This is a genomic window from Urechidicola vernalis, assembly GCF_031846385.1.
Lineage (GTDB): Bacteria > Bacteroidota > Bacteroidia > Flavobacteriales > Flavobacteriaceae > Urechidicola > Urechidicola vernalis.
Map to the genome: position 1 here is coordinate 339,953 of NZ_JAVRHV010000001.1, position 24,794 is coordinate 364,746.

Sequence of the window (24,794 nt, forward strand, 5' to 3'; positions counted from 1 at the left end):
AATTAATCAAATTTTATAGAAAAGAGTACATAACATAAGTTTTGTACTCTTTTCTTTTTAACGATACATTAACCCATGATATCGTCAATTCTTATATTTTTGCGTTTCTTTGTTTTTAGAACACAACACTATGCGCATTAAAAACCTCGTAATTCTACTTTTTTTAAGTTTTTCATTATGTTCTTATTCTCAAACTAACAGGTATAGAGCGGAAAGGCAAAAAATAAACAATCTTGTTCATACCAAATTAAACATAAGTTTTGACATTCCGAAGAGCCTTCTTATGGGAGAGGCTTGGATTTCGGCTAAGCCGCACTTTAATCCAACTTCAAAATTAACTTTAGATGCAAAAAGTATGCATATTCATAGTGTGCAAATGAATGGGAAGGATCTTGAGTATAATTATTTTGAGAGTAGAGAACTTATTGTTGAACTCGACAGAGAATATGCAAAAGATGAGGAGTTTACAATTTATATTAACTATACTGCAAGACCTGAAAAATTTGCAAATGAAGATAAAGATAAAAATGACATTCGAAAAGGAATCTATTTTATAGATCCTAAAGGGCAAGATCCGAATACTCCAACGCAAATATGGACTGAGGGAGAAACTGAAAGTAATAGTGTATGGTTTCCAACTATAGATGCTCCAAATCAAAAAACGTCACAAGAGATTAATATAACCATTCCTAACAAGTATGTTTCATTATCAAATGGAACTTTAATTAATCAAGTTGAAAACAGTGATGGTACGAGAACAGATTATTGGAAACAAGATCAAAAACATGCTCCATATTTAGTTTTTATGGGTATAGGTGAGTTTGCCATTGTAAAAGAGAAATGGAAAGGTAAACCTATTGAGTATTATGTAGAAAAAGAATATGAAGATGTGGCGAAGGAAATTTTTGGGCAAACCCCGGAAATGTTGAGTTTCTATGAAGAACTATTAGACGTTGAGTACCCATGGGATAAATACAGCCAAATAGTCGTGAGGGAGTATATTAGTGGAGCAATGGAAAATACTACAGCAGTGACCCACGACAAGAGTGCCTATCAAGAAAAAGGAGAACTTATTGATGAGAATATTTGGGAAGCAACAATTGCGCATGAGATTTTTCATCATTGGTTTGGAAACATAGTTACAGCGGAAAGTTGGAGTAATTTAGCCTTAAATGAGGCCTTTGCTAATTATGGAGAATATTTGTGGTTTGAGCATGCTTATGGTAAGGATTATGCTAATGAAATGTTGCTTAGAAATAGAGAGGTTTACTTTGATAAAGAAAAGAATCATAAGGATAAGGATTTAGTTCGTTTTCAATACGCAGACAGAGATGATATGTTTGATGCTGTAAGTTATGAAAAGGGAGGAATGATACTGCATATGCTAAGAAACTATTTGGGCGATGATCAATTTTTTGCCGGTCTAACTAAATATTTATCTGATTTCAAATTTAGAACAGCAGAAATACATGATTTAAGATTGGTTTTTGAAGAGATTAGTGGTAAAGATTTGAATTGGTTTTTTAATCAATGGTTTTTAGGTAATGGTCACCCAGAATTGCTAGTAATGCATGAGGTTGGCGGATTTAATAATAAAGTAACTGTTAATATTAGTCAAGCTGGAAAAGTTTTTGAATTTCCATTAACTATAGAAGTATATGAAAGTAATGGTCAAAAATCTTCATATGATGTGTGGGTAAATAATAAATACAGTAGTTTTTCATTTTCTACTAGTGATAAGCCTAGTTTAGTTTTGGTGAATCCAAAGGGGGCACTACTGGCGGAAATTGCACATGCTAAATCTTTGGAAGAAGCGGTTTTTCAATTTAATAACTCTAAGGATTATGTAGCCAGAAAAGAGGCTTTAGAAATAGTTATTAAGCAGCAAGAAGAGAAAGTGGCATTTAAAACTGTGACCAAGGCTTTAAACGATGATTCTCATCATTTAAGAATATTGGCGTTAGAAAATATAAATTTCATTAATAAACATCTTAAGGGAGGAGAGATTGAGAAAGTGCAACAGATTGCGAAGAATGATTCTAATACACTTGTACAAGCGGCTGCAATTACTACGTTGGCGAAATTAGTGGAACCTTCATATCTGAATTATTTTTTAGAAATGATGGAAAGCGAATCTTATGCAATTATTGAAAGTGGTATTGTTGGTGTTTATCATTTAAACAAAGAGTTGGCAATAGAGAAGGCTGATGAGTTGCCAGAAAAAGTAAAAGATAATATGTCAGCATTGTTAACAGGTTATTATTTAGAAAAAAAGGAAGAAAAACACATGCCTTTTATTGCTAAACACTTAATGCGCGGAATCTTTTTCATTCAAGATGCGAAAATTGCAGACACCTATAAGGAAGCATTCGAATGGATTGCTAGAAGTAATAATTTAGAGGCTATTACCAATGTCGTTGATGGGTTTGTTGCAATAGGTAGACAATACAAAGAAGAGGGTGGTGACCAAGCCTCGATTAACTTCTTAAGACAAATGCAGTATTTGCAAAAAGAAGAGAATCATTCTAACAGAAAAGAATTAGAAAATATTATTAGAATAGGAATGTCTAAATTGGTTAATTAAGGAAGGTAACTTTTGAAAGTGCCATTTTTGTAAAAAATCACTATTTTTTCAATTTCTTCCGTTTTTTTCTCTTCAATCTTCTCTATTGACTTGATTGGTTTTGAAATACTTTCAATTACATTTGAAAGGAGTGGAGTAGGCTCAGATCTTAAAATTTCCTTTTTTGGAAAATCTCCTTTCCCGTTCATTAACCAATATAATTCTACTTCTGGGTATTTCTGTAATACTTTTAAAACAAAATCTAAACTTGGTTTATTCCGGCCCGAAAGTAGATGTGAAATACTAGATCGTTGCACCGAAATAGAATCTGCCAATGCTGTAGAAGTTAAATCGTAATATTCCATTACGATTTTAAGTCTATCAGAAAATTCTAAGTTGTTAACCATGGATCACAAGCAGTGTTACAATTGTAATATAATGCAAATTTAGCATTTCAATTGACTAAAAGCAATAATTTTACTAGATTAAATTTTCATTAAACAATTAGTTTATATTACATGTACAACTCTCTAAAATAAAGCATTTTAACAATTCATTATAAATAACACTTATCGCTTATTTTTAGATAGTTATTTAATAAATAATTCAATTTTACAAACCTATATCTTCAATCTTATAATTTTTTTCTTTCTGTTACAAATGTAAACTTGTGAATGATTATTTTTGTCGCATGCAAGCACTTGATAAATCGAAAATTGAGCAATGGTATGCTTCAAATTTTCAGAATAAATTAAAGGGATTACGAATTTTATTTAAGGATATTGAGCCTCTAATAAATGATTTGTCAAATACTTTTAAAGTTGAAAAACTGGGTGATTCGGTTCGTGGAATTCCGATATATAAAATCAAGATTGGTTCTGGTAAAAAGAGAATTCTAATTTGGTCTCAAATGCACGGAAATGAAAGTACAGGAACTAAGGCTGTTTTTGATTTATTCAATTTTTTCGGAAACCCAGAAGAATTTGATAATTTAAAAAGTACAATACTTAAAGAGTGCACTATTGTTTTTATTCCAATGCTTAATCCAGATGGCGCCATTAAGTATACTCGCGAAAACGAAAATGAAATTGATTTAAATAGAGATGCGGTTGATTTAAATGCAATTGAAAGTAGGTTACTAAGGAAGGAATTGGAAGATTTTGACCCTCAATTTTGCTTTAACCTACACGATCAACGTACTATTTTTAATGTAAAAGGAACAAAGAATCCGGCTACTATTTCATTTTTAGCCCCATCTGAAGAAATTACAAGAAAGATTACTAAGGGCAGAACAGAAACTATGAGTGTAATTGTATCGATGAATAATTTTCTTCAATCCTGTATTCCAAATCACATAGGACGTTATACAGATGAATATTACCCAACTGCAACAGGAGATAATTTCCAAAAATTAGGATATAATACAATTTTAATAGAAGCAGGACATTTCCAAGAGGATTACGAACGTGAAATAACGAGAAAGTATAATTTCTTTGCTTTAATAGATGGTCTTGTATTCTTATCAAACAATGATGATTATAACCACTATAAATCTTATTTCGAAATACCTAATAACGATAAAAAGTTCTATGACATAGTCTATAGAAACGCGAAATTAGTAGAGAATCGCATGGAATCCATTGTAGATTTCGGAGTGCTTTTCAAATACAAAGTTATTGATAATAAGTTGGTTAAATACAATTTTTCAGAGGTAATTAGGCATGGAGAAGTGCACTACGGCCATGTCGAAATCGATTTAGAGAATAAACCATTTAATCAAATGTAATTTATGTATATAATAATTAAATGAAGGTTTTATTAAAATATTTTTAGTAATATTGCATTATATTTATTGTTTACTAACTACTATCAATTATGAAAAAATTTGTTTTAGATGAAATTGATCATCAAATTTTAGATGTTTTAATTGAAAATGCTCGAACACCATTTACAGATATTGCAAAGCAATTAGTTGTTTCCGCTGGTACAATTCACGTGCGCGTAAAGAAAATGGAAGAGGAAGGCATAATCAAAGGATCTACATTAACAATTGACTATGAAAAGATGAATTATTCCTTTATTGCTCATACAGGAATATTTCTTGAAAAAACCTCGAAATCTAAACAAGTTATTGAGGATTTGAGAAGAATACCAAATATTACTGTTGCATATATTACAGCAGGCAAGTACAATATTTTTTGTAAAATTAGAGCAAAGGATACAAATCATGCTAAGGAAATTATTTTTCAAGTAGATGACATAGAAGGTGTAGCGAGAACAGAAACTATGATTTCATTGGAAGAGAGTATTAATGACAAGAAGAGATTGATGCATTCTGTTTTCAGAGAATACTAAAATTCAAAAGTTTAAATTAAATCCTCATCATTTATTTGATGAGGATTTTTTTATTGTACTATATTTAAGCATTCAAATAGAATTGCATTAAATGAATTATAAAAGAGAAGGAATTTCTGATGCTCAACTAGTAGAGCTGTATCGATTACTTTTAAAACCCCGTCTTATTGAAGAAAAAATGCTGTTGTTGCTTCGTCAAGGAAAAATCTCTAAATGGTTTTCTGGTATTGGACAAGAGGCGATTGCTGTAGGTGTAACTTCGGCCTTAAATGATGACGAATATATTTTGCCAATGCACCGAAACTTGGGAGTATTTACAACGCGTAAAATTCCGTTAAAGAAGTTGTTTGCACAATGGCAGGGAAAATTGAGTGGCTTTACAAAAGGAAGAGATCGGTCTTTTCATTTTGGCACTCAAGAATATCATATAATTGGTATGATTTCTCATTTGGGACCACAATTGGGAGTTGCCGATGGAATAGCATTAGGAAATCTTTTAAAGAACAATAAGAAAATCACAGCTGTTTTCTCTGGAGAGGGAGGAACGAGTGAAGGCGATTTTCATGAAGCATTGAATATTGCATCTGTTTGGAATTTACCTGTTCTTTTTTGCGTAGAAAATAACGGATATGGACTTTCAACGCCTTCAATAGAACAATTCAAGAATCCTGATGTAGCAGATAAGGGTATAGGATATGGAATGGAAAGCCATATCGTTGATGGGAATAATGTTTTAGAAGTTTATAATTTGATGAATGATCTTATTTCAGACCTAAGAGAAAACCCACGGCCAATTCTTTTAGAGTTTAAAACCTTTAGAATGAGAGGACACGAAGAGGCGAGCGGTACTAAATATGTTCCAAAAGAATTGCAAGAGGAGTGGGCTAAAAAAGACCCAATAGATAATTATTTCAATTTTTTATTGAAAGAAAATCTTATTTCAGAAGAAACTAATGAAGCGTTCAAGAGCGAAATAAAGAAGGAGATTGATGATCATTTAAAAATTGCCTTTGATGAAAGCGTCGTGGAATCTACGATTGAAAAAGAACTAAACGATGTTTATAAAGAATCTGAAATAGAATACATTAAGCCAAGTGATAAAAAGAAAAATTTAAGGTTAATTGATGCTATTTCTCAAGGTTTAAAGCAAGGAATGCAGAAACATGAAGATTTAGTTATAATGGGACAAGACATTGCTGAATACGGTGGTGTTTTTAAAATTACTGAAGGTTTTGTAGAAGAATTTGGCAAAGAAAGAGTTAGGAATACGCCGATTTGCGAATCTGGCATTATAGAGACGGCATATGGGCTTTCAATTAATGGAATTAAAAGCGTAGTAGAATTACAGTTTAGTGATTTTGTTTCTTCAGGGTTTAATCCTGTTGTAAATCTTCTTGCTAAATCCTTTTATCGTTGGGGGCAAACTGCAAATATTGTATTAAGAATGCCTTGCGGAGCAGATGTTGGTGCTGGACCTTTTCATAGTCAAACTAATGAAGCATGGTTTACCAAGGTTCCAGGTTTAAAAGTAGTTTATCCAGCATTTCCTCAAGATGCAAAAGGTCTTTTAGCTAGCGCTATTGAGGACCCGAACCCAGTTCTGTTTTTTGAGCATAAGGCCTTATATAGATCCTTACGACAAGACGTTTCAGAAAATTATTTCGCCCTTCCTTTTGGTAAAGCAGCGTTAATAAAAGAAGGAAATGAAGTGACTGTTGTTTCCTATGGTTTAGGCGTACATTGGGCGTTAGACGAATTAAATAAAAGCACTGTTAACGCCGATTTAATTGACCTTAGAACCTTATACCCTTTAGATATTGAAACAATAATTACATCTGTTAAAAAAACAGGAAGAGTAATTATTCTACAAGAAGATTCACTATTTGGCGGAGTGTCTTCTGATATAGCGGCCACTATTTCAGAGCAATGCTTTAGTTATTTAGATGCACCTGTTAAAAGATGTGCAAGTTTAGAAACACCGATTCCATTTGCCAAGAATTTAGAAGATATCTATTTGGCTAAGAATCGATTTTCAGAGACACTGGAGGAATTATTATTATATTAAAATGATAGAGCACTTTTTTCAATGTCCATATTGTTGGGAACAAATTTCATTTTTATTAGATACTTCTATACAAAGTAACACGAGTATAGAGGATTGCGAAGTTTGTTGTAATCCAATTCAGTTTTCTGCAGCGTTTAGTAATAGAGAATTACAACACTTTTCAGCTATAAATATCGAACAATAAATGGAGTTTTTAGAAATTTTAAAATCGTTTCACATTTCAGTTTTGGACTGGATTTTTATTTTAACAGCTTCCTTTATTTTAGGAATGGGAAAGGCAGGAATTAAAGGTTTCGGAGTGATAATAGTCGTAATTCTTGCCTTTGTTTTTGGAGAAAAACCATCTACAGGTATGCTTTTACCAATGCTTGTTTTTGCTGATATTTTAGCCGTATCCTACTACAAGAGACATGTAAAATGGAATATCGTAATTAAGCTAATTCCATGGATGTTAGTAGGAGTGCTTGTTGGTGTTTGGGTAGGTAATGATATTTCAGAAATACTCTTTAAAAAGTTGATGGCGGTTATTATAATTGGATGTGTAATTCTGTTGTTTATTTTTGAAAGAAAAAAAACGAATTTAGTACCTACAAATAAAGTGTTTGGGGGCTCTATGGGGTTTCTAGCTGGATTCACTACCATGATTGGCAATCTTGCTGGGCCTATAGCTAATATTTATTTTTTGGCAATCAAGTTCCCAAAAAACGAATTTATTGGTACAGCTGCATGGTTGTTTTTTATCGTAAATGTATTTAAAGTTCCATTTCATATTTTTGTTTGGGAAACAATTTCTATCGAAACAGTTGCAGTTAATGTTACTTTAATTCCTACAATTATATTAGGATTTTTAGTAGGTGTTAGAATAGTTAAAAAATTGTCAAATACAAATTATAGAAAATTTATCTTAGTAATTACCGCCATTGGTGGAATTATTATGCTGTTAAGAGCTTGATATGGACGCAATATATATATTAGATATTTTAGGGACTTTTGCATTCGCAATTAGCGGGGCTTTGGTTGCTTCTAGAAGGAATTTTGATTTGTTTGGTGTGGTAATAATTGCTTTTGCAACAGCAGTTGGTGGAGGAATGACAAGAGATGTATTAATAGATGCACACCCCATAAATTGGATTGGAGATTTAAACTATATATGGACAATTTTAGTTGCCGTAGCATGTACATATTTATTTAGAAGTAAAATTGCACCATTGAGTAAAACCATGTTTTTATTTGATACAATTGGACTAGGAGTATTTACATTATTAGGAGTTCAAAAAGGACTGAATTATGACTTGCATCCATTTGTAGCGTTGGTGATGGGGATGGTTTCTTCTGTAATGGGTGGAGTTATACGCGACGTACTTACAAATAGAGTTCCGCTTATATTCAAAAAAGAAATATATGCCTCTGCATGCTTGCTGGGAGGAATGGTTTATTTGGCTACATATTACTTTGAATTGCCATATACAATACAGTTTTCTGCAACAATGGCAACAGTAATAATAATAAGAATATTAGCGGTAAAATATAAATTGCAATTACCTAGAATAAAAGACGATGTATTTGGAAAGTAGATTAAAAAAAAAGCAGTACCGATAAGTACTGCTTAATATTTTCTATTGAACATCTTTATTAAGATAACCATCCATTTGAAGTTGCTTTTTTTGAATACCACACAAGAAAAGCACCAATAATAATAACCATAATAGGCATTACCATTCCTCCCGGACCATATACTTCAGTAGCCTTGCTCATAAATAGATTGTATATCATTTGTACTATTATACCCAACATTGAAATGGTAAATATGGTAGAAGCCATTTTCTTTTTTAGTAGCATTAATAAACTACCAAGTGCTCCTCCAAAAACGGCAATTGCGAAGGCTGCTGTAGCCCATGCAGGTATGTTTTCATATAAAGCCTGCTCTGCTTCTGGAAGTGCGGAAAGGGCTTCATCCGTCATATAAGCTTGACCAATGTAAGCCATAACACCCATTAAATTCCAAATAAGGGCAATTACTGAAATCACCCAAAATCCTGTAGTTGGTTTGTTAGTTGAATCTGTCATTGTAAATTGTTTTAAGTTAGTATTTTACTAATATAGTAATATATTGTGAATTCGAAATTTGTAATATTTAATGAATCGTTATCTGTGCGTGAAAAATTGTAGTAAATAATTATTTTTACATAAATATGAAATGTTTTAAATTCAACTTTTTATTCTGAAAATTAACTATGAAAATTATTAAAATAGTAACATTAATTATGACCCTTGGAATTGTGTTTAATTCTTTTTCCCAAGGTTCTGATCAGCAGCTTTTAGGAATTAACCTAGAAGAAGCAAATAAACTGGTTTCTTTACCTCTAAATTGCATTCAAGTTGAATATCCAAATAAATTAAATCAAACCCTAGGAACAGGGGCTGATATTCGTTCTCCAAAGGAATTACACCCCGCATTTTATGGATGTTTCGATTGGCATTCTGCAGTTCATGGGCATTGGTCAATGGTTGCATTGTTGCGGCAATTTCCAAATTTGGATGATGCAGATTTGATTAAAAAGCGATTGCTAGAAAACATATCTAAGGAAAATATTGCTTTAGAAATGGAATATTTTGAGCCTAAATACAATAAGTCTTTTGAGCGTACTTACGGTTGGGCATGGTTGTTAAAACTTGCGGAAGAAATAAAATTATGGGATGATCCAGTGGCAAGAAAATTAGAAATGAATTTAGAGCCTCTTGTAAACATTATTATAGATGGTTATATAGAATTTTTACCAAAGTTGAATTATCCAATTAGGGTAGGAGAGCATTCCAATACAGCTTTTGGATTATCATTCGCATATGATTTTGCATTAACTACTGGAAATGAAGATTTGAAGTATTTAATAGAAGACCGATCTCGAGATTTTTTCATAAATGACACTAATTGCCCTATAAGTTGGGAGCCTAGTGGGTTTGATTTCTTATCTCCATGCCTAGAAGAAATGAATATTATGAGAAAGGTGCTTCCAAAAGAAGAATTTAAAGGCTGGATTTTAAAGTTTTTACCCGAATTACAATCTCCTGAATACCAATTAGCGGTTGGTGAAGTTTCAGATAGAAGTGATGGTAAATTGGTGCATTTAGATGGTGTAAACTTTAGTAGAGCTTGGTGTTTGTTAGGGTTGGCAAATCAGTTTAAGGAATATAAATATTTAGAAGAAATTGCATTTGAACATATAAATTATTCTTTGCCTAATCTCGTTGGTGATAATTATGAAGGTTCTCATTGGTTAGGGTCTTTTGCGATTTATGCTTTAAAAGAAGTAAAACATGATTAAATGGCTTCGAAATATTGGTCCGGGAACTTTGATTGCTGCAGCATTTATTGGTCCAGGTACAGTAACTTTATGCACTATTGCAGGCGTGCAATTTGGATTTAATTTATTGTGGGCGTTAACATTATCCATAATTGCAACAATTGTGTTGCAAGACATGGCAGCTCGAATTGGAATTATAACAAATAAAGGCTTGGTAGAAGTTATTAAGGAAAATATACCTTCATCATTTTTGAGAAAACTAGTCTTAATCCTAATTATTTCAGCGGTAATTGTTGGAAATGGAGCCTATGAAGCTGGAAATATTTCAGGTGCATCATTGGGAATTTCTGCGGTGCTCGGACAAAAATTCAGCAGGTTTTACCCTTTAATTATTGGCACCATTGCTTTTGGACTTCTATTCATTGGTAATTATAAAGTATTAGAAAGAATTTTAATACTCCTTGTATTATTAATGAGTATTTCATTTATTCTAGCAGCAGTGCTTACAAAGCCAAACATTTCTGAATTGATTAAAAATGCATTTATTCCAACATTTCCTGATCAAAGTTTATTAACTATTATTGGGTTGATTGGAACTACTGTAGTTCCATACAACTTGTTCTTACACGCCTCAATAGCAAAAGAAAAGTGGCAAATGAAAGAAGATGTTTCCATTGCTAGAAAAGACACTATCATATCGGTTATTTTGGGAGGATTAGTATCAATGGCTATTCTAATTTCGGCCGCAGCTATCGGAACGGGAAGTGTTTCTAATATTATAGATTTAGCAAAAGCGTTGGAGCCAGTTTATGGGTCATCGGCTAAGTATTTATTGGGTGTAGGCTTGTTTGCTGCAGGAATTACATCTGCAATTACAGCGCCGTTGGCCGCTGCATATGTGGCAAATAGTTGTTTTGGATGGAATGCAGGCATGAAAGACGTACGATTTAGACTATCCTGGAGTGTTATATTAGTTATAGGAGTTGTATTTTCAACTTTAAAATTTGCGCCTATCGAAATAATTAAATTTGCTCAAATAGCAAATGGTATTTTATTGCCATTGATAGGGATGCTTATATTATGGATTGTCAATAAATCAAGTGTGCTGGGAACTTATATAAATGGTTGGTTTCAAAATATTTTATCAGTTCTTATCATTTTGATTACAGTAGTATTAGGCTTAAAAAGTATTCTTAAAGTAATAGAATTACTCTAATGAAAGTTTTAAAATTGAATAGTGATGTTGGCGAAGGTGCAAAAAATGAAAAAGATATTTTCCCTTATCTATTCTATTGTAATATTGCTTGTGGTGGTCATACAGGAACAATAAATTCGATGACTGAAATGGTAACTTTGGCACTTGAGAACAAGGTGTTAATTGGCGCTCATCCGTCGTACCCTGATAAAGAAAATTTTGGAAGAAAGTCAATGAATACTTCAGAAGAGTCCTTGATAAATTCAATTAGAAACCAAATAAATGCACTTAAAGATATTACTACAAAATTAGGTACATCTATTCATCATATAAAACCACATGGAGCCTTATACAATGATATATCGAAAGATGAGATTAAAGCGACACTATTTTTGAAGGCAATTTTACCTTTTAAAGATTCTTTTAAATTATTTGTTTCAAATAACTCAATTATTGAACAATTAGCTTTAAAAAACAGATTTTCAATAGTTCGTGAGGCCTTTGCCGACAGAAATTATAATGACGATTTAAGTTTAGTGTCTAGAAATAATGAAAATGCATTGATAAGTGATAAATTAGTGATGATAAACCATGTACAATTGATTCTGAATAAAAGTCAAGTAAAAACAATTAATAATCAAAAAATGAAATTAGTTGCTGACACCTTTTGTATTCACTCTGATACACCAAAAGCACTTGAATTAATAAAAGCAGTTCATGGCTCGGTTTAAAATAATATTCAAAAAATATGGTGAAAGTGCTATTTTGATCGAATGGCCCAAGAAAATTGATGAATCAATTCTAGCCGATATATGTAATTATTCAGAAAATTTAAAAGCAAAGAATATAAAAGGAATAACCGATATAAACGTAGTATATGCATCTATGTTGGTTAGCTTTAATAATCAAATAATTAAGGCATCAGAATTAGTTGATGCTTTGAAAGTGATTTATCATAACAAATACTCAATAACTTTTTTTAAAGCCAAAACAATAGAAATTCCTGTCTGTTACGATGAAGAATTTGGGCAGGATCTAAACACATTTTTGCAACAAAAGAATATGCAAAAATCGGAATTTACTGCATTGCATTGTGAAACGACTTATACGGTGTATGGGATAGGCTTTTTACCGGGGTTTTTATATTTGGGAGGCCTGCATAAGAAATTATTTATTCCTAGAAAAACAACACCCAATCTTAAAGTGTTAAAGGGATCTGTAGCAATTGGTGGTGAGCAGACAGGTATCTATCCTCAAAATTCTCCAGGAGGATGGCATATTGTGGGTAGTACTCCATTAAATTTGTTCAACGCTAACAGTAAGCTCCCTACATTTTTAAAAGCAGGAGATAAAGTTCGATTTAAGTCAATTAGTAAAGCAGAATATGATTTAATAAGAATCCAAATAACTTCGAACATTTATCAATTTAAAGAAGTGGTTTAATGATAAAAGTTATTTCACCGGGTTTTTATACGTCTATTCAAGATTTAGGAAGAATTGGTTTTAGAAATCAAGGTGTACCTACTAGTGGATGCATGGATAGTGTATCTGCTAACTTGGCCAATATTTTAGTTAATAATACTAACGAATGTGCTCTATTAGAGATTACGATGCTTGGGCCTAAATTACAGTTCCTTCAATCTTACGCTATAGCTATTGTAGGGGCATATATGCAACCAAAATTAAACGGAAAAGTCGTAACTAACAATTGCTTAATTCAGGTTAATACAAACGATGTACTATCTTTTGGTAAGTTAAAAAAAGGCGTTCGAGCGTATTTGGCGATAGGAGGAGGGATAGACTCTTCAAAAATATTAAACAGTCGATCTCAATTTTATCCAATCACCAAAAATGCCAAGATTGAAAAAAATGATTTGTTAACTGTTCAAGTTAATCGAAACCCAATAAATCAACTAATGAATGCTTCTGTGGCTAACAAAGTAGATTTTTATGATAAAAATAAAATTCAAGTTTCAAAAGGACCAGATTTTGAAATATTTGAAAAAGAAGATTTTGCGCAATTATTTAATAAAAAATTTTCTGTCTCGAATAATAATGATCGGATGGGATATCAATTAAATGAGTTACTGTTTAGGCATCGTGAATCTTTAATTACAAGTCCTGTTATACCAGGCACGGTACAATTTTTACCGAATGGAAAGTTAGTAGTTCTAATGAAAGATGGACAAACAACTGGCGGATATCCAAGAATTTTACAATTGACAGAACTGTCAATTGCAATTTTAGCGCAAAAAAAAGTGGGAGATGAATTCTCTTTTGAATTAACTCCCACGATCAATCTAACTTAACCTGTTGTTTTTAGTGTGCGAAATGTCTACTCTGAGACCAACGTATTCGTTTACTATTTTTAAAGTTAGAAAAGAATACAAATTTTTTAGCTTCTGTTGGTGATTCAATAAATTGCGTTTTCATAATATATGTTTTTAAGTTATTGTTTGTTTTATACTAATAAGACGACGGTAAATATAATTTGTTACAGTACTATGCAAAACAAAGTACCTATTTAACAAATTTTAACACCTATGATTCTAAAACAAACTGGTGAAGGGGCTTAAAGGCAGAAGTTTCCATTTACAGGAATCACTTCTCCTGCTTGCAATCCATTAAGTTGAATTGCGCCAATTCTTACACGAATTAATCTTAAAGTAGGGAAACCAACTGCAGCCGTCATTTTTCTAACTTGTCTAAACTTACCTTCAGTTAATGTAATAGCAACCCAACTTGTTGGCCCATGTCGTTCATCCCTAATTTTTTTCTTTCGGATCGGAAAGTCAATAGATGGGTTTACAATTTTTGCTTTACATTTTTTGGTGATGTAAGTGGTACCATCAAAGCCAATTGAAACCCCATTTTTCAATATTTCGATGGCTTCTGAAGTTATAATTCCATCTACTTGCGCATAATATTCCTTTTCTACTTTAGTACTACGCACGTGCTCACTTACTTTACCATCTGTTGTAATCAAAAGCAATCCTTCAGATGGTTCATCTAATCGACCAATAGCCATGGCTCCTTCCGGGAAATCAAATAACTCACCTAATAAGCGTTTATTATTTCGCTTGGATTGATTGTTTATAAACTGACTTAAATAACCATCGGGCTTACAAATAATGAAATTTTTCGGCATATAAATGAATGCAAATACGACTGTCCGTGTCGTTGTTAATTAATTTCAACAAATAAATTCGTTATAAACTAATGAAAGGACGTACTTTTGCAAAGTTAAAAATTTAAGAGCATGTCCGAAGCAACCACCTCATTAATTGAAGAAACCAAACAAAGTAAAGATCTTTATAGTTATCAAAAAGGTGCCATAAGTAAAATATTCAAGTGTTTTGAAGAGGCCCCAGATGATTATCATTTGTTGTATCAATTGCCCACTGGTGGTGGAAAAACTGTTATTTTCTCAGAAATTGTTAGACAATATTTAAAGCATCATAACAAAAGAGTTTTAGTATTGACACATAGAATTGAATTATGTAAGCAAACGTCAAAAATGCTTACAGAATTTGATGTGGTGAATAAGGTGATTGATAGTAAGGCAAAGTTAGATGATCAAAATGAATACAGTTGTTTTGTAGCAATGGTTGAAACTTTGAATAATCGTTTAAATGATGAAAAGTTTGATATGACTGATATTGGGCTTGTTATTATTGATGAGGCTCATTATAATTCATTTACTAAACTATTCAAATTTTTCGAAAAGTCTTTTATTCTTGGAGTTACTGCGACGCCTTTAAGTTCGAATATGAATTTGCCAATGAAAGACAATTACAACGAGTTAATTGTTGGAGAATCAATTGGATCATTAATTGAAAATGAGTTTTTGGCAAAGCCAGAATTTTACTCGTATAATGTTGGGCTGACATCGTTAGAAATTGGTGCAAACGGGGATTATACGGTAAAGTCTTCAGAAGACTTGTATACGAACAACGACATGTTGTCTAAGTTAATTAAGGCTTATGAGGAACGTTCTAAAGGAAAGAAGACATTAATATTCAACAACGGTATTAATACGTCTATTTTTGTTTATGAAGCGTTTAAGGCTGCCGGATACCCAATTGCACATTTAGACAATACATGTACTAAAAAGGAACGTAATTTTATATTACAGTGGTTTAAAAAGACTCCAAATGCTATTTTAACTTCGGTAAGTATTTTAACTACAGGGTTCGATGAACCTACAGTAGATACTGTAATTTTAAATAGAGCAACAAAATCGTTGACATTATACTATCAGATGATTGGTAGAGGATCTCGTATATTACCTGCAAAATCAAACTTTTCAATTATTGATTTAGGAAATAATTTCCACAGATTCGGACCTTGGGGTGCAGATTTAGATTGGCAGAAAATATTCACTTCACCTAACTATTATTTAGACAAGATATTAGATGATGAAGAGATTGAAAGTAACTTTAGATACGAAATGCCAGATGATCTTAGAAAAGACTTTGCAAAATCTGAGGAAGTATACTTTGACATTAAACAATGTTATTTGGATTCTATAAAGAAAGGAGAATCATCTAAAGTAGTGTTAGAGCGTTCTATTGCTCAACATGCAACCATCTGTATCGAGAATAGTGAAGATGTATTTGATGCATATGCATTGGCTAAGCTGTTAGGTGAAGACATCGATTATAGAATTGGAAGGTATACAAAATGTATATGTAGAAGTACTCATAACTTTGTAGATTGGTTGAGGGAAGATTATAGAAAAAAACTACGTTTTTATTTGCGAGATAATTTTGATCTTAGGTTTGAAGAGATTCACGGGTATCCACCTGAAGATTAATCATTAACAATTATTAGGTATGGCTTCATTTAAAGAATTAGGAATTCAGAAGGATTATATAAAAGGTTTAAAAGAATTAGGAATAAATTATCCTACTGAAATTCAGGAGAGTACAATACCTGTTTTATTGAATTCATCTACTGACCTTATTGGATTAGCCCAAACGGGAACTGGTAAAACCGCAGCGTATGGCTTGCCACTTTTAGCACAAATAGATGCTAAAAAACCAGTTGTACAAGGATTGATTTTATCCCCTACGAGAGAGTTGGCACAACAAATCAAAAAGCAATTATTTAAGTTCACAAAATATGTTGAAGACAGAATTTTTGTTGAAGGGGTTTATGGAGGTGAAAAAATTGAAAAGCAAATTGCTGCTCTAGAAAGAACTACGCATATAGTAGTTGCGACTCCAGGTAGACTAATTGATCTAATTGAGCGCGGAGCTGTAGATCTTAAAAACTTAAAAACCGTTGTATTAGATGAAGCCGATGAAATGCTAAGCATGGGCTTTAAACAAGATTTAAATAGAATTTTAAAGTATACCAACGGTGATAGAAATACTTGGTTGTTTTCTGCCACCATGCCAGATGAGATAAAGCGAATTGTTAAAACCTACATGAGTGCAAGTCTTCAAAAGATAGAGGTAAACAAAAACGCGTTGGTGAATGCTAATATTACACATCTGTTTGTAAAAACGACTATTAAGCAAAAGTTAGACACCATTATGGGACTTTTAGAGGCAAGACATTCTGAACGTGGAATTATTTTTTGTAGAACTAAAGCAGGAACTCAGAATTTGACACATTCCTTAAAAGAAGAAGGCTATTCCGTGGATGCATTAGAAGGAGATATGCAGCAACGCGATCGAGAAAAGGTGATGCGTATGTTTAAGAAAGGAACAATAGATGTTTTAGTTTCAACGGATGTTTCCGCACGTGGAATTGATGTAAATAACTTAGGGTTTGTAATTCATCATCAATTACCAGAAAAAAATGAATATTATACACATAGAAGTGGAAGAACAGCTAGAGCAGGTAAAGCGGGCTATTCTATAGCCTTAATTTTACCAAATGAATTCCAAAGAATTCAAGAAATTCAAAAAGAATTAGGAATTTATTTTAATGAAACAAAGGTGTAATGGGATTAACTAATAATGATATTTTTAAGAAATTAAGAGTTGCTCATAAATTACGAGATACTGATATAGTTGAGATTTGTAAACTTGTAGACTTTAGAATTTCTAAAAGTGAATTAAACGCTTTTTTTAGAAATGAAAACCACCCGAAATACATGGAATGTGGAGATCAAGTTTTACGAAACTTTTTAAATGGTCTAGTGATTCATTTAAGAGGACCATTACCAAAGAAATAAAAAAAGGATTCATAAAAAAAAGAGGGCTTGCTAAAAATTAGTGAGCCCTCTTTTTTGGTTAGAATATTCTAAGTTGTCACCCAGTTTATATAGATTCTGTGAGAAACAGCCATGATTACGGGGCCTATAAAAAGTCCTAAAATTCCCATAAACATCATACCTCCAATAGCTCCAATTAAAATTACAATCATTGGTGTTTCTAATCCTTTTGCTAAAAGCATCGGTTTTAAAAAGTTATCGAGTAGTGATACTACGAAAATGTATACAGCAAATATGATGGCAGGTGTAGTATCTGCAAAAGAAAAAACATAGATTATTACTGGAATAGCAACAAGAGTTACTGGAATCTGAATGATAGCACATACCAGAACTGCAAAGGCTAATATACCAGCAGTAGAAAGACCAATCATAGAGAAGCCTGCGAATGCCAGTATTGCTTGAATAACACCTACTAGAAGGATTCCTTTTACAACACTTCTAATAGTGTTAATACACATTGTCATCATTTTCTCACCACTTCCGTCCATCATTTTATTTGCAAAAGCTAATCCTGTTTGATAACCTTCTTTAGCAGAAGACATGAAGATGCCAGCAACTATTAACGCCACTAAAGATAGTAGTACAGAGCCCATAATACCAGTAAATGAACCAAAAAACCATCCTACAGATGCTTTCACTTGATCTGGGTATTCTTTAATAAATCCTTGAATATCATTAGATGCTTTCGACCACATTGCATGCACTTTTTCACCAATTAAAGGCCACGACTTTACAGATTCACTCGGTGGATCAATTTTTAATGTTCCAGCTTTAAAATTATCGAAAATTTCTCCAGAAGATTCTGCAATTGAACTGGCCATACCAATAGACGGTACAACTATAATTGCTAAAAGGGCCAATGTAAATAGGGTAGTGACCAATCCTTTCTTTTTTCCTTTTGTTAGACGTATAATCTTTTCATAAAATGGATACAATGCAACTGCAACAATAATTGCCCAAACCATTAGCAATAAAAAAGGTTTAGCAATAAGGAAACTGGAAATAATTAAAACAGCCAAAACGACTATTTTAATAAAGGCATCAATGGATTGATTCGGATTAAGAGTTTTCATTATTTATAATTTAGATTAATTAATTTATTCTTGATTGGGAATGTTTGAATCATCAGTAGTCCAACCACCTCCCAATGCTTCATATAATTTTACTAAAGATATCATTTCTTGTTTATATGCTTCTGAAGCTCTTAATTCAGCATTGAATTGAGAACTTTGCAGGTTTAATACTTCTAAGTAGCTTGTAAGTCCTCCATCATATCTAACCCAAGACAATTCTGCAGCCATTGTAGCCATTTGCATTTGGTCATTTCTAAGAGCGTACTCATTGTTATAGGTTTCAACGGCAATCATAGCATCTTCAACTTCTTTAACTGCATTTATAAATGTATATTGATAATTATTCAGTAATTCTTCCGTTTTTAACTTCTCAATTTCTACACTTTTTTTAATTTTTCCAGAATTAAATATAGGTCCCAAAATTTGGGCACCAAAGGAGGCGAATAATAGAGAAGGGTTTACTACTTCTGCACCTAAATCTGCAGATAATGTGATGCTAGGATATTTTAAAGCCTCTGTTACACCGATATTAATAGTCTGGGCATGTAAATTACGTTCAGCAATTAATATATCTGGTCTCCTATCTAGTAATTCAGATGGAACACCAACAGGGACTTCTGGCAAAGAAAGTTGTTCATATAAGGGCAATCCTCTTTCAATTGAAACTGGAATACTTCCAAGCAAAATACTAATACTATTTTCAACTTGAACACGAGAGCGTTCAAATACTTCAACCGCTGTTTGTGCTTCACTTAATTGTATTTTAGCCTGATATAAATCAACATCACTGATCATACCCGCATTTGACCTAGCTTGCATTACGTCTAAATTTGCTTGAAAATTTTCAGCAGTCTTTTCAGAAATTGTAAGCCTATTATCTAAATCACGTAAGCCTATATATGCTTGTGAAACAGATGATATCAAGCCCATTTGAAGGGCCCTATAGGCCTCCTCAGTTGCTAAATAATTCTGTAAAGCGATTTCATTTAAGTTTTTAATCTTACGCCAAAAATCAATTGTATATGAAACATTAACTACTGGAGATACAGAATTGGAAAATTTTGAATTTTCAGAATTTACGCTAGAACTTCCAACAACTCCGTAATTAATAGAGGGGTACAAATCTGCTTTAGAAATATCTAAAGCCAGTTGAGATTGTTGAATCCGCAATGCCGCCATTTTCACATCTTTATTATTGACAAGGGCGGAATCAATTAAATTGACCAAAATAGGGTCTTTAAAAAGTTCCCACCAAGGAATATTTGAAATAGCGCTATCCTTGGGGAATTGCTCTTTGTATTCTTGGGCTATATTCTGTTCAGGTCTCACATATTCAGTTCCAACATTACAAGAATAAACGCCAATTATTAGTATACCAACTAGAATTAGTTTAATTATATGAGAACTATGTTTTTTAATGAGAATCATGTATTCTTTAAAGCTTTATTTTTTTGATAATAATTTAGCAATCCAAAAGCAACAACAACATATATAACAGCAAACGAGATTTGGACCACACGAGCCCAAACGGCTTCTCCTGCCGCATCATCTGAAGATGTAACGGAACCCAAAATTAAAAGAAAGGTTGAAAAACCAGTTCCAAATATTGCGGCTGTTTTTTTTGTTGAAAAAAGGTTGGATGCAAATATGAGTCCTACAATTAAAGTTAATAAAACCATAAATGAAAATATAGGAACGACAACCAATAATTTATACGCGACAATAGCACAGAGCCCTCCAAAAATATTGGCTATAATCATTACCATACCTGTTTTTATATTTGATAGCGCCGGGCTAAAAGAAAGTATTGCTGCAAAAATTAAAACTAAGATTCCTCCAGATAATTTAAAAATAAAGAATAGAAGCAATAAAGGCAGTAAAACAATCATAATATTCATAGCATATCTAAACTGAACCAGATCATTATTTTTTACAGATAACCCTTTAGACTTTTCAAAAAAAGCATCTTCCTTATCCCAAGGAAAAATAACAAACATTAACTGAGTTAGTGAAATTGCCATAAGTGTATTGAAAACAAGGCTGAGCGCTACAAAAGCAGAAACGGCCTTTGCCTCTAGCGCAAGTAACGGAATTAACAGGACACTCATTAGTGCAAATAGTTTTATGATCATGGGTAGTTTTTGTGAATAATAAATCCATAGTACCCCGAGGCATAACATTGGCATGAAAACCAATGGGTAATCAATAAATATTTCACTGAAGTAATACGAAAAACCTGTGAGAATTGTCAAAACTAAAATAAAACCAAATCCTTTTTTAAACGATAATGGTTTTGTTCCTGGAGCCATAAAACTCAATGCTAAAATTGAGGTAAGATAGGAGAGAGGGTAGTCCATTAAAGTGGTAACAGTTAAGATTAAACAAGTACCCAGTACATATCTTAGAACTGGTTTGGACAGCCTCCAATTATATACACTCGTTTTGTTTATAGATAGTTTATCTAACATATGATAACCATGCGTTTAATTTTATCCTAAACGTTGCAACTGCATTTAAAAAAGAATGATTTCCAGTATATACTACAACATCTGCCTGACCACCTAAACGATAAAAACTTTTTAATTCTGAATCGGGTTCAAATGCAATAATAACAGGAAATCTCTGAGGGTCTCTTAACCAAGTTGTCTTGTTGCTTATGGAAGGCAATCCTCCTTTGTTTGTTTGATCTGTTGCAACTCCATATCCCATACTTCTAATGGTTCCTTCAAATACTTTGCCTGGTGCGATATCGAATGAAATCTTCACTTTGTTTCCGATACGCATTAAAGACAAATTGTTTTCCTTCATATCTGCCTGAATCCAAATATCACTATTAGAAATTAATGTAGTTAGAGGTTGCCCTGCAGCAGCATAATATCCCAAGTCTATATCAAAACTTTCGATAACACCATCTGTAGGGGCGATAACCGTTGCAAATTCTAAATTTAATTGGGCATTTTCTAAATCTTGTATCGCTGCTCTAATCTTAGGGTTGTCTGGTCCAGAATCGCCCAAGGATTGTTCTGCACGTTCTAAATTGGCTTCAGAGGAAGCCACTTGTTCCGTTGCTTGAAGTAGCGCCGTTTCTGATTGATCAACATCCGCTTCTGAAAGGGCCCCTGAGTTCTCTTGCATTACTCGTTGCACTCTCGCCCAATTTCTTTCTGCTCTGTCTAATTGTGCTTTCGCTACTCCTAATTTTCCCGCAGCAGATTTAACCGAAGATGTACTTGCTGCGATAGATTGTGTCGTATTATCTATATTTGCTTCTGCTTTTTTAACCGCTATTTCAAATGGTTTTAAATCAAGTTGAAATAATGTGTCTCCAGCTTTAACTTTTTTATGAAGATGAATATTAATATCTGTTACATAACCAGAAACTCTTGGAGAGACCGGAGTAATTAATCCTTTTAATCTAGCTTGATCCGTGTAAGGCGTATGTCTTTCAGAAGAAATATACCAAACGAAGAATACTATTGAAATTAGAATTACAATTGAAGTAATTAATTTAATCGGGCTTTTTTGTGTTTTGTCGGAGTTTGACTTTTCATCTTTAGTGACTTCTTCAACTTCGGAATTTATTTCTTCGATGGTATCGTTTTGTTCAGACATATTATTTTTTTAATGAATTTTTCCAAATAAATTGCATTACAGAAAACATCAAGGTTGTTGACCAACCGAGTAATAGAATTCCATTCATAGCTTCAAAACCAGCTAAAATTCGATTTGAAGAGCTAATTGTGATTTCTCCATAGCCCAATGATGTAAAAGTGACCAATGAAAAATAAATGGCCTTTTCAAGCGTCTCGAATTCAGTTATATTTGGGAGTAAATAATACAATAGTCCCCAAACAATAGCTTGAGAAAAATTTAACAATAAGAGAAAAGATGCAGTCGACACTAGAAGTTTAACTGAAGTTTTATCTAATTCTAATTTAGTGAGGTTTTTTATTTTTTTTCCAACATAGCGCATCCAAAAACTTGATCCGTAAGCTTGTATAGCCACGGTAATACCTATTATCACCAGTCCTAAAAAAATATTAAGCAATAGTCCAGTAGGGATAAGAAGAAAGAAATTCAGTATTAAATTTGAAATCATAGCATTATTCAATTGATAACTCAAATATAATAATTTTAACATACTAAATGAGGGTCATTTCTTCCTCTATATAATTTAGAAATCAATATTTAGGAGTTTCGCTGCGTTTCTATTATATTTGTAGAACATTTAAAAAACATTTATTAAGAGTAATGGCAAAGTCACAACAAACATTTAACAAATCTGAAAAGGAAAAAAAGCGTTTAAAAAAACGTGAATTAAAAGCAAAGAAAAAGGAAGAGCGTAAAGCAAATGCAGTAAAGGGTGCTAAACTTGAAGATATGTTGGTATATGTTGATGAAAATGGTCAATTGACGGATACGCCGCCAGATCCAACGAAAAAAATTAAGGTGGATGCTGAAAGCATTGTTTTAGGTATTCCTAAAAAAGAGGAGATGGAAGAAGAGTCAAAAGAGAAACAAGGTAAAGTTTCATTTTTTGATACTTCAAAAGGTTTTGGGTTTATAATTGATTCAACAACTCAAGAGAAATACTTTGTACATGTTAGTGGATTGATTGATCAGATAGGAGAAAATGATAAAGTTTCTTTTGAGTTAGAGAAAGGCTTAAAAGGAATGAATGCAGTACGAGTTAAGAAAATTTAAGACATTAAATTTTAAGTTATGTAAAAAGGAGTTCGATTGGACTCCTTTTTTATTGAAATAGAAATTAATTTAATTATGAGGTATACGTTCCAAATTTTAATCATTTTTATTACTTGTTCTCTAAGTGCTCAGGATAAATCTAATAAGGATAGTATAGACAATAAAGACAAAAAGGTAAGTCTTGTTGGTATACCCATGATTAATTACAGCAATAGTTTTGGGGCTTCGTTTGGAGCATATGGCTCTGGGTTTTATCATACACAAAAGAATGATACCGTTTCGCCACTTTCCTCAAGTGGAGTCATTGGCATGTATACGACTAATAAGACGTGGTTTGCAGGTCAATTAAATAAACTATATTTCAATGAGGATAAACTTAGAATAAAAACAGCTATAGGAGCGGGGAATATAAATTTTCAGACCTATGTTAGTTGGCCTTCATTTATGAATTTGTTTCCGATAAATGTGGCTACATCAGATGATGATGGAAAATTTATAGACTACAGTACTTCTATGTTTTTTGCTTATGCAGAAATCTTGTTTAAAACGTATAAAGATTTGTATGTTGGTACGCATTTCGTGTATTCTCATTCCGAAACTGATTTCGATCTTCCATTGGCGCCAAATGAAATAATAGATCAATTTGGTTTTGGAATTTCGTTTGCGAATGATTCAAGAAATAACCAATTAGCACCAACAGAAGGAATTCATGCTAAGTTTAATACCTTATCTTTCTTGGAAGATTTTGGAAGTACGAATTCGTACACAAAACTAAATATGGAATACACTCATTATTTTCCTATAAAAGAAAGAAATACTGTATTGGCACGTTATTATGGCGATATATCAACTGGAGATGTACCATTTGCCGGGCAAAATGTTGTAGGTAGAGATGATTTACGTGGTTATTCAAATGGTAAATTTAGAGGGAATCAAGTACATGCTATTCAATCTGAATACAGACATTGGTTTGCCGATCGTTGGGGATTTGTAGCTTTTGGGGGTGTTGCAACTGCAGTTGATTATCTTTCTGAGGTAAATATTGGAGACATGCTACCTGCAGCTGGTTTTGGTGTTCGATTTTTAGCGATACCAAAATCAAAAATTAATATAGGTATCGATGTTGCTGCTGGTAAAGATGATTGGGGTATATACTTTAGAATAGGAGAAGCCTTTACAAGGTAGACTTGTTTTAAAAAAATATTGAATCAACCATTGTAAATATTTAATTCGACAACAATGATTCGAAGTGCTTCTCTATTGATTTTATTTCTTTCTATAACTCCTATACAATCACAACCTTTTGAGATA

At 32.6% G+C, this 24,794-nt stretch carries 25 protein-coding genes; 17 read left to right on the forward strand and 8 right to left on the reverse strand.

Translation table 11 applies throughout. The features are described from left to right. Positions 1–130: 130 nt before the first annotated feature. Positions 131–2,584, forward strand: coding sequence for a M1 family metallopeptidase (locus tag RM519_RS01505; protein WP_311591722.1), 2,454 nt, complete (start codon positions 131–133; stop codon positions 2,582–2,584). Here the strand turns inward: RM519_RS01505 and RM519_RS01510 are convergent. Beyond that, on the reverse strand, positions 2,581–2,970 hold the full coding sequence (locus RM519_RS01510) for a helix-turn-helix transcriptional regulator (RefSeq protein WP_311591723.1): 390 nt from the start codon (positions 2,968–2,970) through the stop codon (positions 2,581–2,583). The two genes, RM519_RS01505 and RM519_RS01510, sit on opposite strands and share 4 nt — an antisense overlap. A gap of 284 nt (positions 2,971–3,254) precedes the next feature. On the opposite strand from RM519_RS01510, the gene RM519_RS01515 reads away from it, so the two are divergent. The 6 genes from RM519_RS01515 to RM519_RS01540 all read left to right on the forward strand — a co-directional run bounded on the left by RM519_RS01515 (position 3,255) and on the right by RM519_RS01540 (position 8,557). After that, the gene (locus RM519_RS01515) at positions 3,255–4,349 is read left to right on the forward strand and encodes a M14 family zinc carboxypeptidase (protein WP_311591724.1); all 1,095 of its coding nucleotides are present in this window, start codon (positions 3,255–3,257) and stop codon (positions 4,347–4,349) included. Positions 4,350–4,438: 89 nt separating this feature from the next. Continuing rightward, positions 4,439–4,918 (forward strand): Lrp/AsnC family transcriptional regulator, encoded by a 480-nt coding sequence (locus RM519_RS01520; protein WP_311591725.1) that lies wholly within the window; start codon positions 4,439–4,441, stop codon positions 4,916–4,918. Between the two features lie 91 nt (positions 4,919–5,009). Then, entirely contained in the window at positions 5,010–6,983 is a 1,974-nt protein-coding gene (locus RM519_RS01525) for an alpha-ketoacid dehydrogenase subunit alpha/beta (protein ID WP_311591726.1), read from the forward strand. Position 6,984: 1 nt separating this feature from the next. After that, complete coding sequence (locus tag RM519_RS01530) at positions 6,985–7,167, forward strand: zinc ribbon domain-containing protein (protein ID WP_311591727.1); 183 nt, start codon at positions 6,985–6,987, stop codon at positions 7,165–7,167. Beyond that, a complete protein-coding gene (locus tag RM519_RS01535; RefSeq protein WP_311591729.1) occupies positions 7,168–7,935 on the forward strand; it encodes a sulfite exporter TauE/SafE family protein in 768 nt (255 codons plus the stop codon). A 1-nt stretch (position 7,936) separates the two neighbouring features. Beyond that, positions 7,937–8,557: a trimeric intracellular cation channel family protein gene (locus RM519_RS01540; RefSeq protein ID WP_311591731.1), complete on the forward strand. Its 621-nt coding sequence runs from the start codon at positions 7,937–7,939 to the stop codon at positions 8,555–8,557. 58 nt (positions 8,558–8,615) lie between these two features. Here the strand turns inward: RM519_RS01540 and RM519_RS01545 are convergent, their stop codons facing one another. Then, positions 8,616–9,050: a hypothetical protein gene (locus RM519_RS01545; RefSeq protein WP_311591732.1), complete on the reverse strand. Its 435-nt coding sequence runs from the start codon at positions 9,048–9,050 to the stop codon at positions 8,616–8,618. Positions 9,051–9,247: 197 nt separating this feature from the next. Here RM519_RS01545 and RM519_RS01550 point away from each other — a divergent pair, with 197 nt between their 5' ends. The 5 genes from RM519_RS01550 to RM519_RS01570 are packed head-to-tail and all read left to right on the forward strand — an operon-like array spanning position 9,248 to position 13,789. Continuing rightward, positions 9,248–10,306, forward strand: coding sequence for a DUF2891 domain-containing protein (locus RM519_RS01550; protein WP_432280177.1), 1,059 nt, complete (start codon positions 9,248–9,250; stop codon positions 10,304–10,306). Further along, positions 10,299–11,501, forward strand: coding sequence for an Nramp family divalent metal transporter (locus RM519_RS01555; RefSeq protein ID WP_311591734.1), 1,203 nt, complete (start codon positions 10,299–10,301; stop codon positions 11,499–11,501). The genes RM519_RS01550 and RM519_RS01555 overlap by 8 nt, the downstream gene beginning before the upstream one ends. Then, the gene (pxpA, locus tag RM519_RS01560) at positions 11,501–12,211 is read left to right on the forward strand and encodes a 5-oxoprolinase subunit PxpA (protein ID WP_311591736.1); all 711 of its coding nucleotides are present in this window, start codon (positions 11,501–11,503) and stop codon (positions 12,209–12,211) included. The genes RM519_RS01555 and pxpA overlap by 1 nt, the downstream gene beginning before the upstream one ends. Further along, positions 12,198–12,923 (forward strand): 5-oxoprolinase subunit PxpB, encoded by a 726-nt coding sequence (gene pxpB, locus RM519_RS01565; RefSeq protein ID WP_311591738.1) that lies wholly within the window; start codon positions 12,198–12,200, stop codon positions 12,921–12,923. Before pxpA ends, pxpB begins: the two co-directional genes overlap by 14 nt. Then, entirely contained in the window at positions 12,923–13,789 is an 867-nt protein-coding gene (locus RM519_RS01570; RefSeq protein ID WP_311591739.1) for a 5-oxoprolinase subunit C family protein, read from the forward strand. The genes pxpB and RM519_RS01570 overlap by 1 nt, the downstream gene beginning before the upstream one ends. Positions 13,790–14,052: 263 nt before the next feature. Here the strand turns inward: RM519_RS01570 and RM519_RS01575 are convergent, their stop codons facing one another. Continuing rightward, a complete protein-coding gene (locus tag RM519_RS01575; protein WP_311591740.1) occupies positions 14,053–14,628 on the reverse strand; it encodes a pseudouridine synthase in 576 nt (191 codons plus the stop codon). A 111-nt stretch (positions 14,629–14,739) separates the two neighbouring features. On the opposite strand from RM519_RS01575, the gene RM519_RS01580 reads away from it, so the two are divergent. From RM519_RS01580 to RM519_RS01590, 3 genes are read left to right on the forward strand one after another with little or no spacing between them, the layout of a single operon-like run. Beyond that, a complete protein-coding gene (locus tag RM519_RS01580; RefSeq protein ID WP_311591741.1) occupies positions 14,740–16,296 on the forward strand; it encodes a DEAD/DEAH box helicase in 1,557 nt (518 codons plus the stop codon). 19 nt (positions 16,297–16,315) lie between these two features. Beyond that, on the forward strand, positions 16,316–17,434 hold the full coding sequence (locus tag RM519_RS01585; RefSeq protein ID WP_311591742.1) for a DEAD/DEAH box helicase: 1,119 nt from the start codon (positions 16,316–16,318) through the stop codon (positions 17,432–17,434). Further along, entirely contained in the window at positions 17,434–17,667 is a 234-nt protein-coding gene (locus tag RM519_RS01590; RefSeq protein ID WP_311591743.1) for a DUF1456 family protein, read from the forward strand. The genes RM519_RS01585 and RM519_RS01590 overlap by 1 nt, the downstream gene beginning before the upstream one ends. Before the next feature lie 68 nt (positions 17,668–17,735). On the opposite strand, the gene RM519_RS01595 is transcribed toward RM519_RS01590, so the two are convergent. From RM519_RS01595 to RM519_RS01615, 5 genes are read right to left on the reverse strand one after another with little or no spacing between them, the layout of a single operon-like run. Further along, a complete protein-coding gene (locus tag RM519_RS01595) occupies positions 17,736–18,779 on the reverse strand; it encodes an AI-2E family transporter (RefSeq protein ID WP_311591744.1) in 1,044 nt (347 codons plus the stop codon). Positions 18,780–18,803: 24 nt separating this feature from the next. Next, positions 18,804–20,207 carry an efflux transporter outer membrane subunit gene (locus tag RM519_RS01600; RefSeq protein ID WP_311591745.1) on the reverse strand — a complete coding sequence of 468 codons (1,404 nt, stop codon included), beginning with the start codon at positions 20,205–20,207 and terminating at the stop codon, positions 18,804–18,806. Next, a complete protein-coding gene (locus tag RM519_RS01605; RefSeq protein WP_311591746.1) occupies positions 20,204–21,247 on the reverse strand; it encodes a hypothetical protein in 1,044 nt (347 codons plus the stop codon). The genes RM519_RS01600 and RM519_RS01605 overlap by 4 nt, the downstream gene beginning before the upstream one ends. Beyond that, complete coding sequence (locus tag RM519_RS01610) at positions 21,237–22,391, reverse strand: HlyD family secretion protein (RefSeq protein ID WP_311591748.1); 1,155 nt, start codon at positions 22,389–22,391, stop codon at positions 21,237–21,239. Before RM519_RS01610 ends, RM519_RS01605 begins: the two co-directional genes overlap by 11 nt. 1 nt (position 22,392) lies before the next feature. Continuing rightward, a complete protein-coding gene (locus tag RM519_RS01615; RefSeq protein ID WP_311591749.1) occupies positions 22,393–22,920 on the reverse strand; it encodes a potassium channel family protein in 528 nt (175 codons plus the stop codon). 110 nt (positions 22,921–23,030) lie between these two features. Between RM519_RS01615 and RM519_RS01620 the strand changes: the two genes are divergently transcribed. Then, positions 23,031–23,483, forward strand: a complete 453-nt coding sequence (locus tag RM519_RS01620) for a cold-shock protein (protein ID WP_311591750.1) — start codon at positions 23,031–23,033, stop codon at positions 23,481–23,483. A 75-nt stretch (positions 23,484–23,558) separates the two neighbouring features. After that, a complete protein-coding gene (locus RM519_RS01625) occupies positions 23,559–24,668 on the forward strand; it encodes a BamA/TamA family outer membrane protein (RefSeq protein WP_311591752.1) in 1,110 nt (369 codons plus the stop codon). The last annotated feature ends 126 nt before the right edge of the window (positions 24,669–24,794 follow it).

Bases quoted from the DNA above. Each gene is read 5' to 3' on its own strand.
- RM519_RS01505 (WP_311591722.1), top strand. From the start codon at position 131: ATGCGCATTAAAAACCTCGTAATTCTACTTTTTTTAAGTTTTTCATTA.
- RM519_RS01510 (WP_311591723.1), bottom strand. From the start codon at position 2,970: ATGGTTAACAACTTAGAATTTTCTGATAGACTTAAAATCGTAATGGAA.
- RM519_RS01515 (WP_311591724.1), top strand. From the start codon at position 3,255: ATGCAAGCACTTGATAAATCGAAAATTGAGCAATGGTATGCTTCAAAT.
- RM519_RS01520 (WP_311591725.1), top strand. From the start codon at position 4,439: ATGAAAAAATTTGTTTTAGATGAAATTGATCATCAAATTTTAGATGTT.
- RM519_RS01525 (WP_311591726.1), top strand. From the start codon at position 5,010: ATGAATTATAAAAGAGAAGGAATTTCTGATGCTCAACTAGTAGAGCTG.
- RM519_RS01530 (WP_311591727.1), top strand. From the start codon at position 6,985: ATGATAGAGCACTTTTTTCAATGTCCATATTGTTGGGAACAAATTTCA.
- RM519_RS01535 (WP_311591729.1), top strand. From the start codon at position 7,168: ATGGAGTTTTTAGAAATTTTAAAATCGTTTCACATTTCAGTTTTGGAC.
- RM519_RS01540 (WP_311591731.1), top strand. From the start codon at position 7,937: ATGGACGCAATATATATATTAGATATTTTAGGGACTTTTGCATTCGCA.
- RM519_RS01545 (WP_311591732.1), bottom strand. From the start codon at position 9,050: ATGACAGATTCAACTAACAAACCAACTACAGGATTTTGGGTGATTTCA.
- RM519_RS01550 (WP_432280177.1), top strand. From the start codon at position 9,248: ATGACCCTTGGAATTGTGTTTAATTCTTTTTCCCAAGGTTCTGATCAG.
- RM519_RS01555 (WP_311591734.1), top strand. From the start codon at position 10,299: ATGATTAAATGGCTTCGAAATATTGGTCCGGGAACTTTGATTGCTGCA.
- pxpA (WP_311591736.1), top strand. From the start codon at position 11,501: ATGAAAGTTTTAAAATTGAATAGTGATGTTGGCGAAGGTGCAAAAAAT.
- pxpB (WP_311591738.1), top strand. From the start codon at position 12,198: ATGGCTCGGTTTAAAATAATATTCAAAAAATATGGTGAAAGTGCTATT.
- RM519_RS01570 (WP_311591739.1), top strand. From the start codon at position 12,923: ATGATAAAAGTTATTTCACCGGGTTTTTATACGTCTATTCAAGATTTA.
- RM519_RS01575 (WP_311591740.1), bottom strand. From the start codon at position 14,628: ATGCCGAAAAATTTCATTATTTGTAAGCCCGATGGTTATTTAAGTCAG.
- RM519_RS01580 (WP_311591741.1), top strand. From the start codon at position 14,740: ATGTCCGAAGCAACCACCTCATTAATTGAAGAAACCAAACAAAGTAAA.
- RM519_RS01585 (WP_311591742.1), top strand. From the start codon at position 16,316: ATGGCTTCATTTAAAGAATTAGGAATTCAGAAGGATTATATAAAAGGT.
- RM519_RS01590 (WP_311591743.1), top strand. From the start codon at position 17,434: ATGGGATTAACTAATAATGATATTTTTAAGAAATTAAGAGTTGCTCAT.
- RM519_RS01595 (WP_311591744.1), bottom strand. From the start codon at position 18,779: ATGAAAACTCTTAATCCGAATCAATCCATTGATGCCTTTATTAAAATA.
- RM519_RS01600 (WP_311591745.1), bottom strand. From the start codon at position 20,207: ATGATTCTCATTAAAAAACATAGTTCTCATATAATTAAACTAATTCTA.
- RM519_RS01605 (WP_311591746.1), bottom strand. From the start codon at position 21,247: ATGTTAGATAAACTATCTATAAACAAAACGAGTGTATATAATTGGAGG.
- RM519_RS01610 (WP_311591748.1), bottom strand. From the start codon at position 22,391: ATGTCTGAACAAAACGATACCATCGAAGAAATAAATTCCGAAGTTGAA.
- RM519_RS01615 (WP_311591749.1), bottom strand. From the start codon at position 22,920: ATGTTAAAATTATTATATTTGAGTTATCAATTGAATAATGCTATGATT.
- RM519_RS01620 (WP_311591750.1), top strand. From the start codon at position 23,031: ATGGCAAAGTCACAACAAACATTTAACAAATCTGAAAAGGAAAAAAAG.
- RM519_RS01625 (WP_311591752.1), top strand. From the start codon at position 23,559: ATGAGGTATACGTTCCAAATTTTAATCATTTTTATTACTTGTTCTCTA.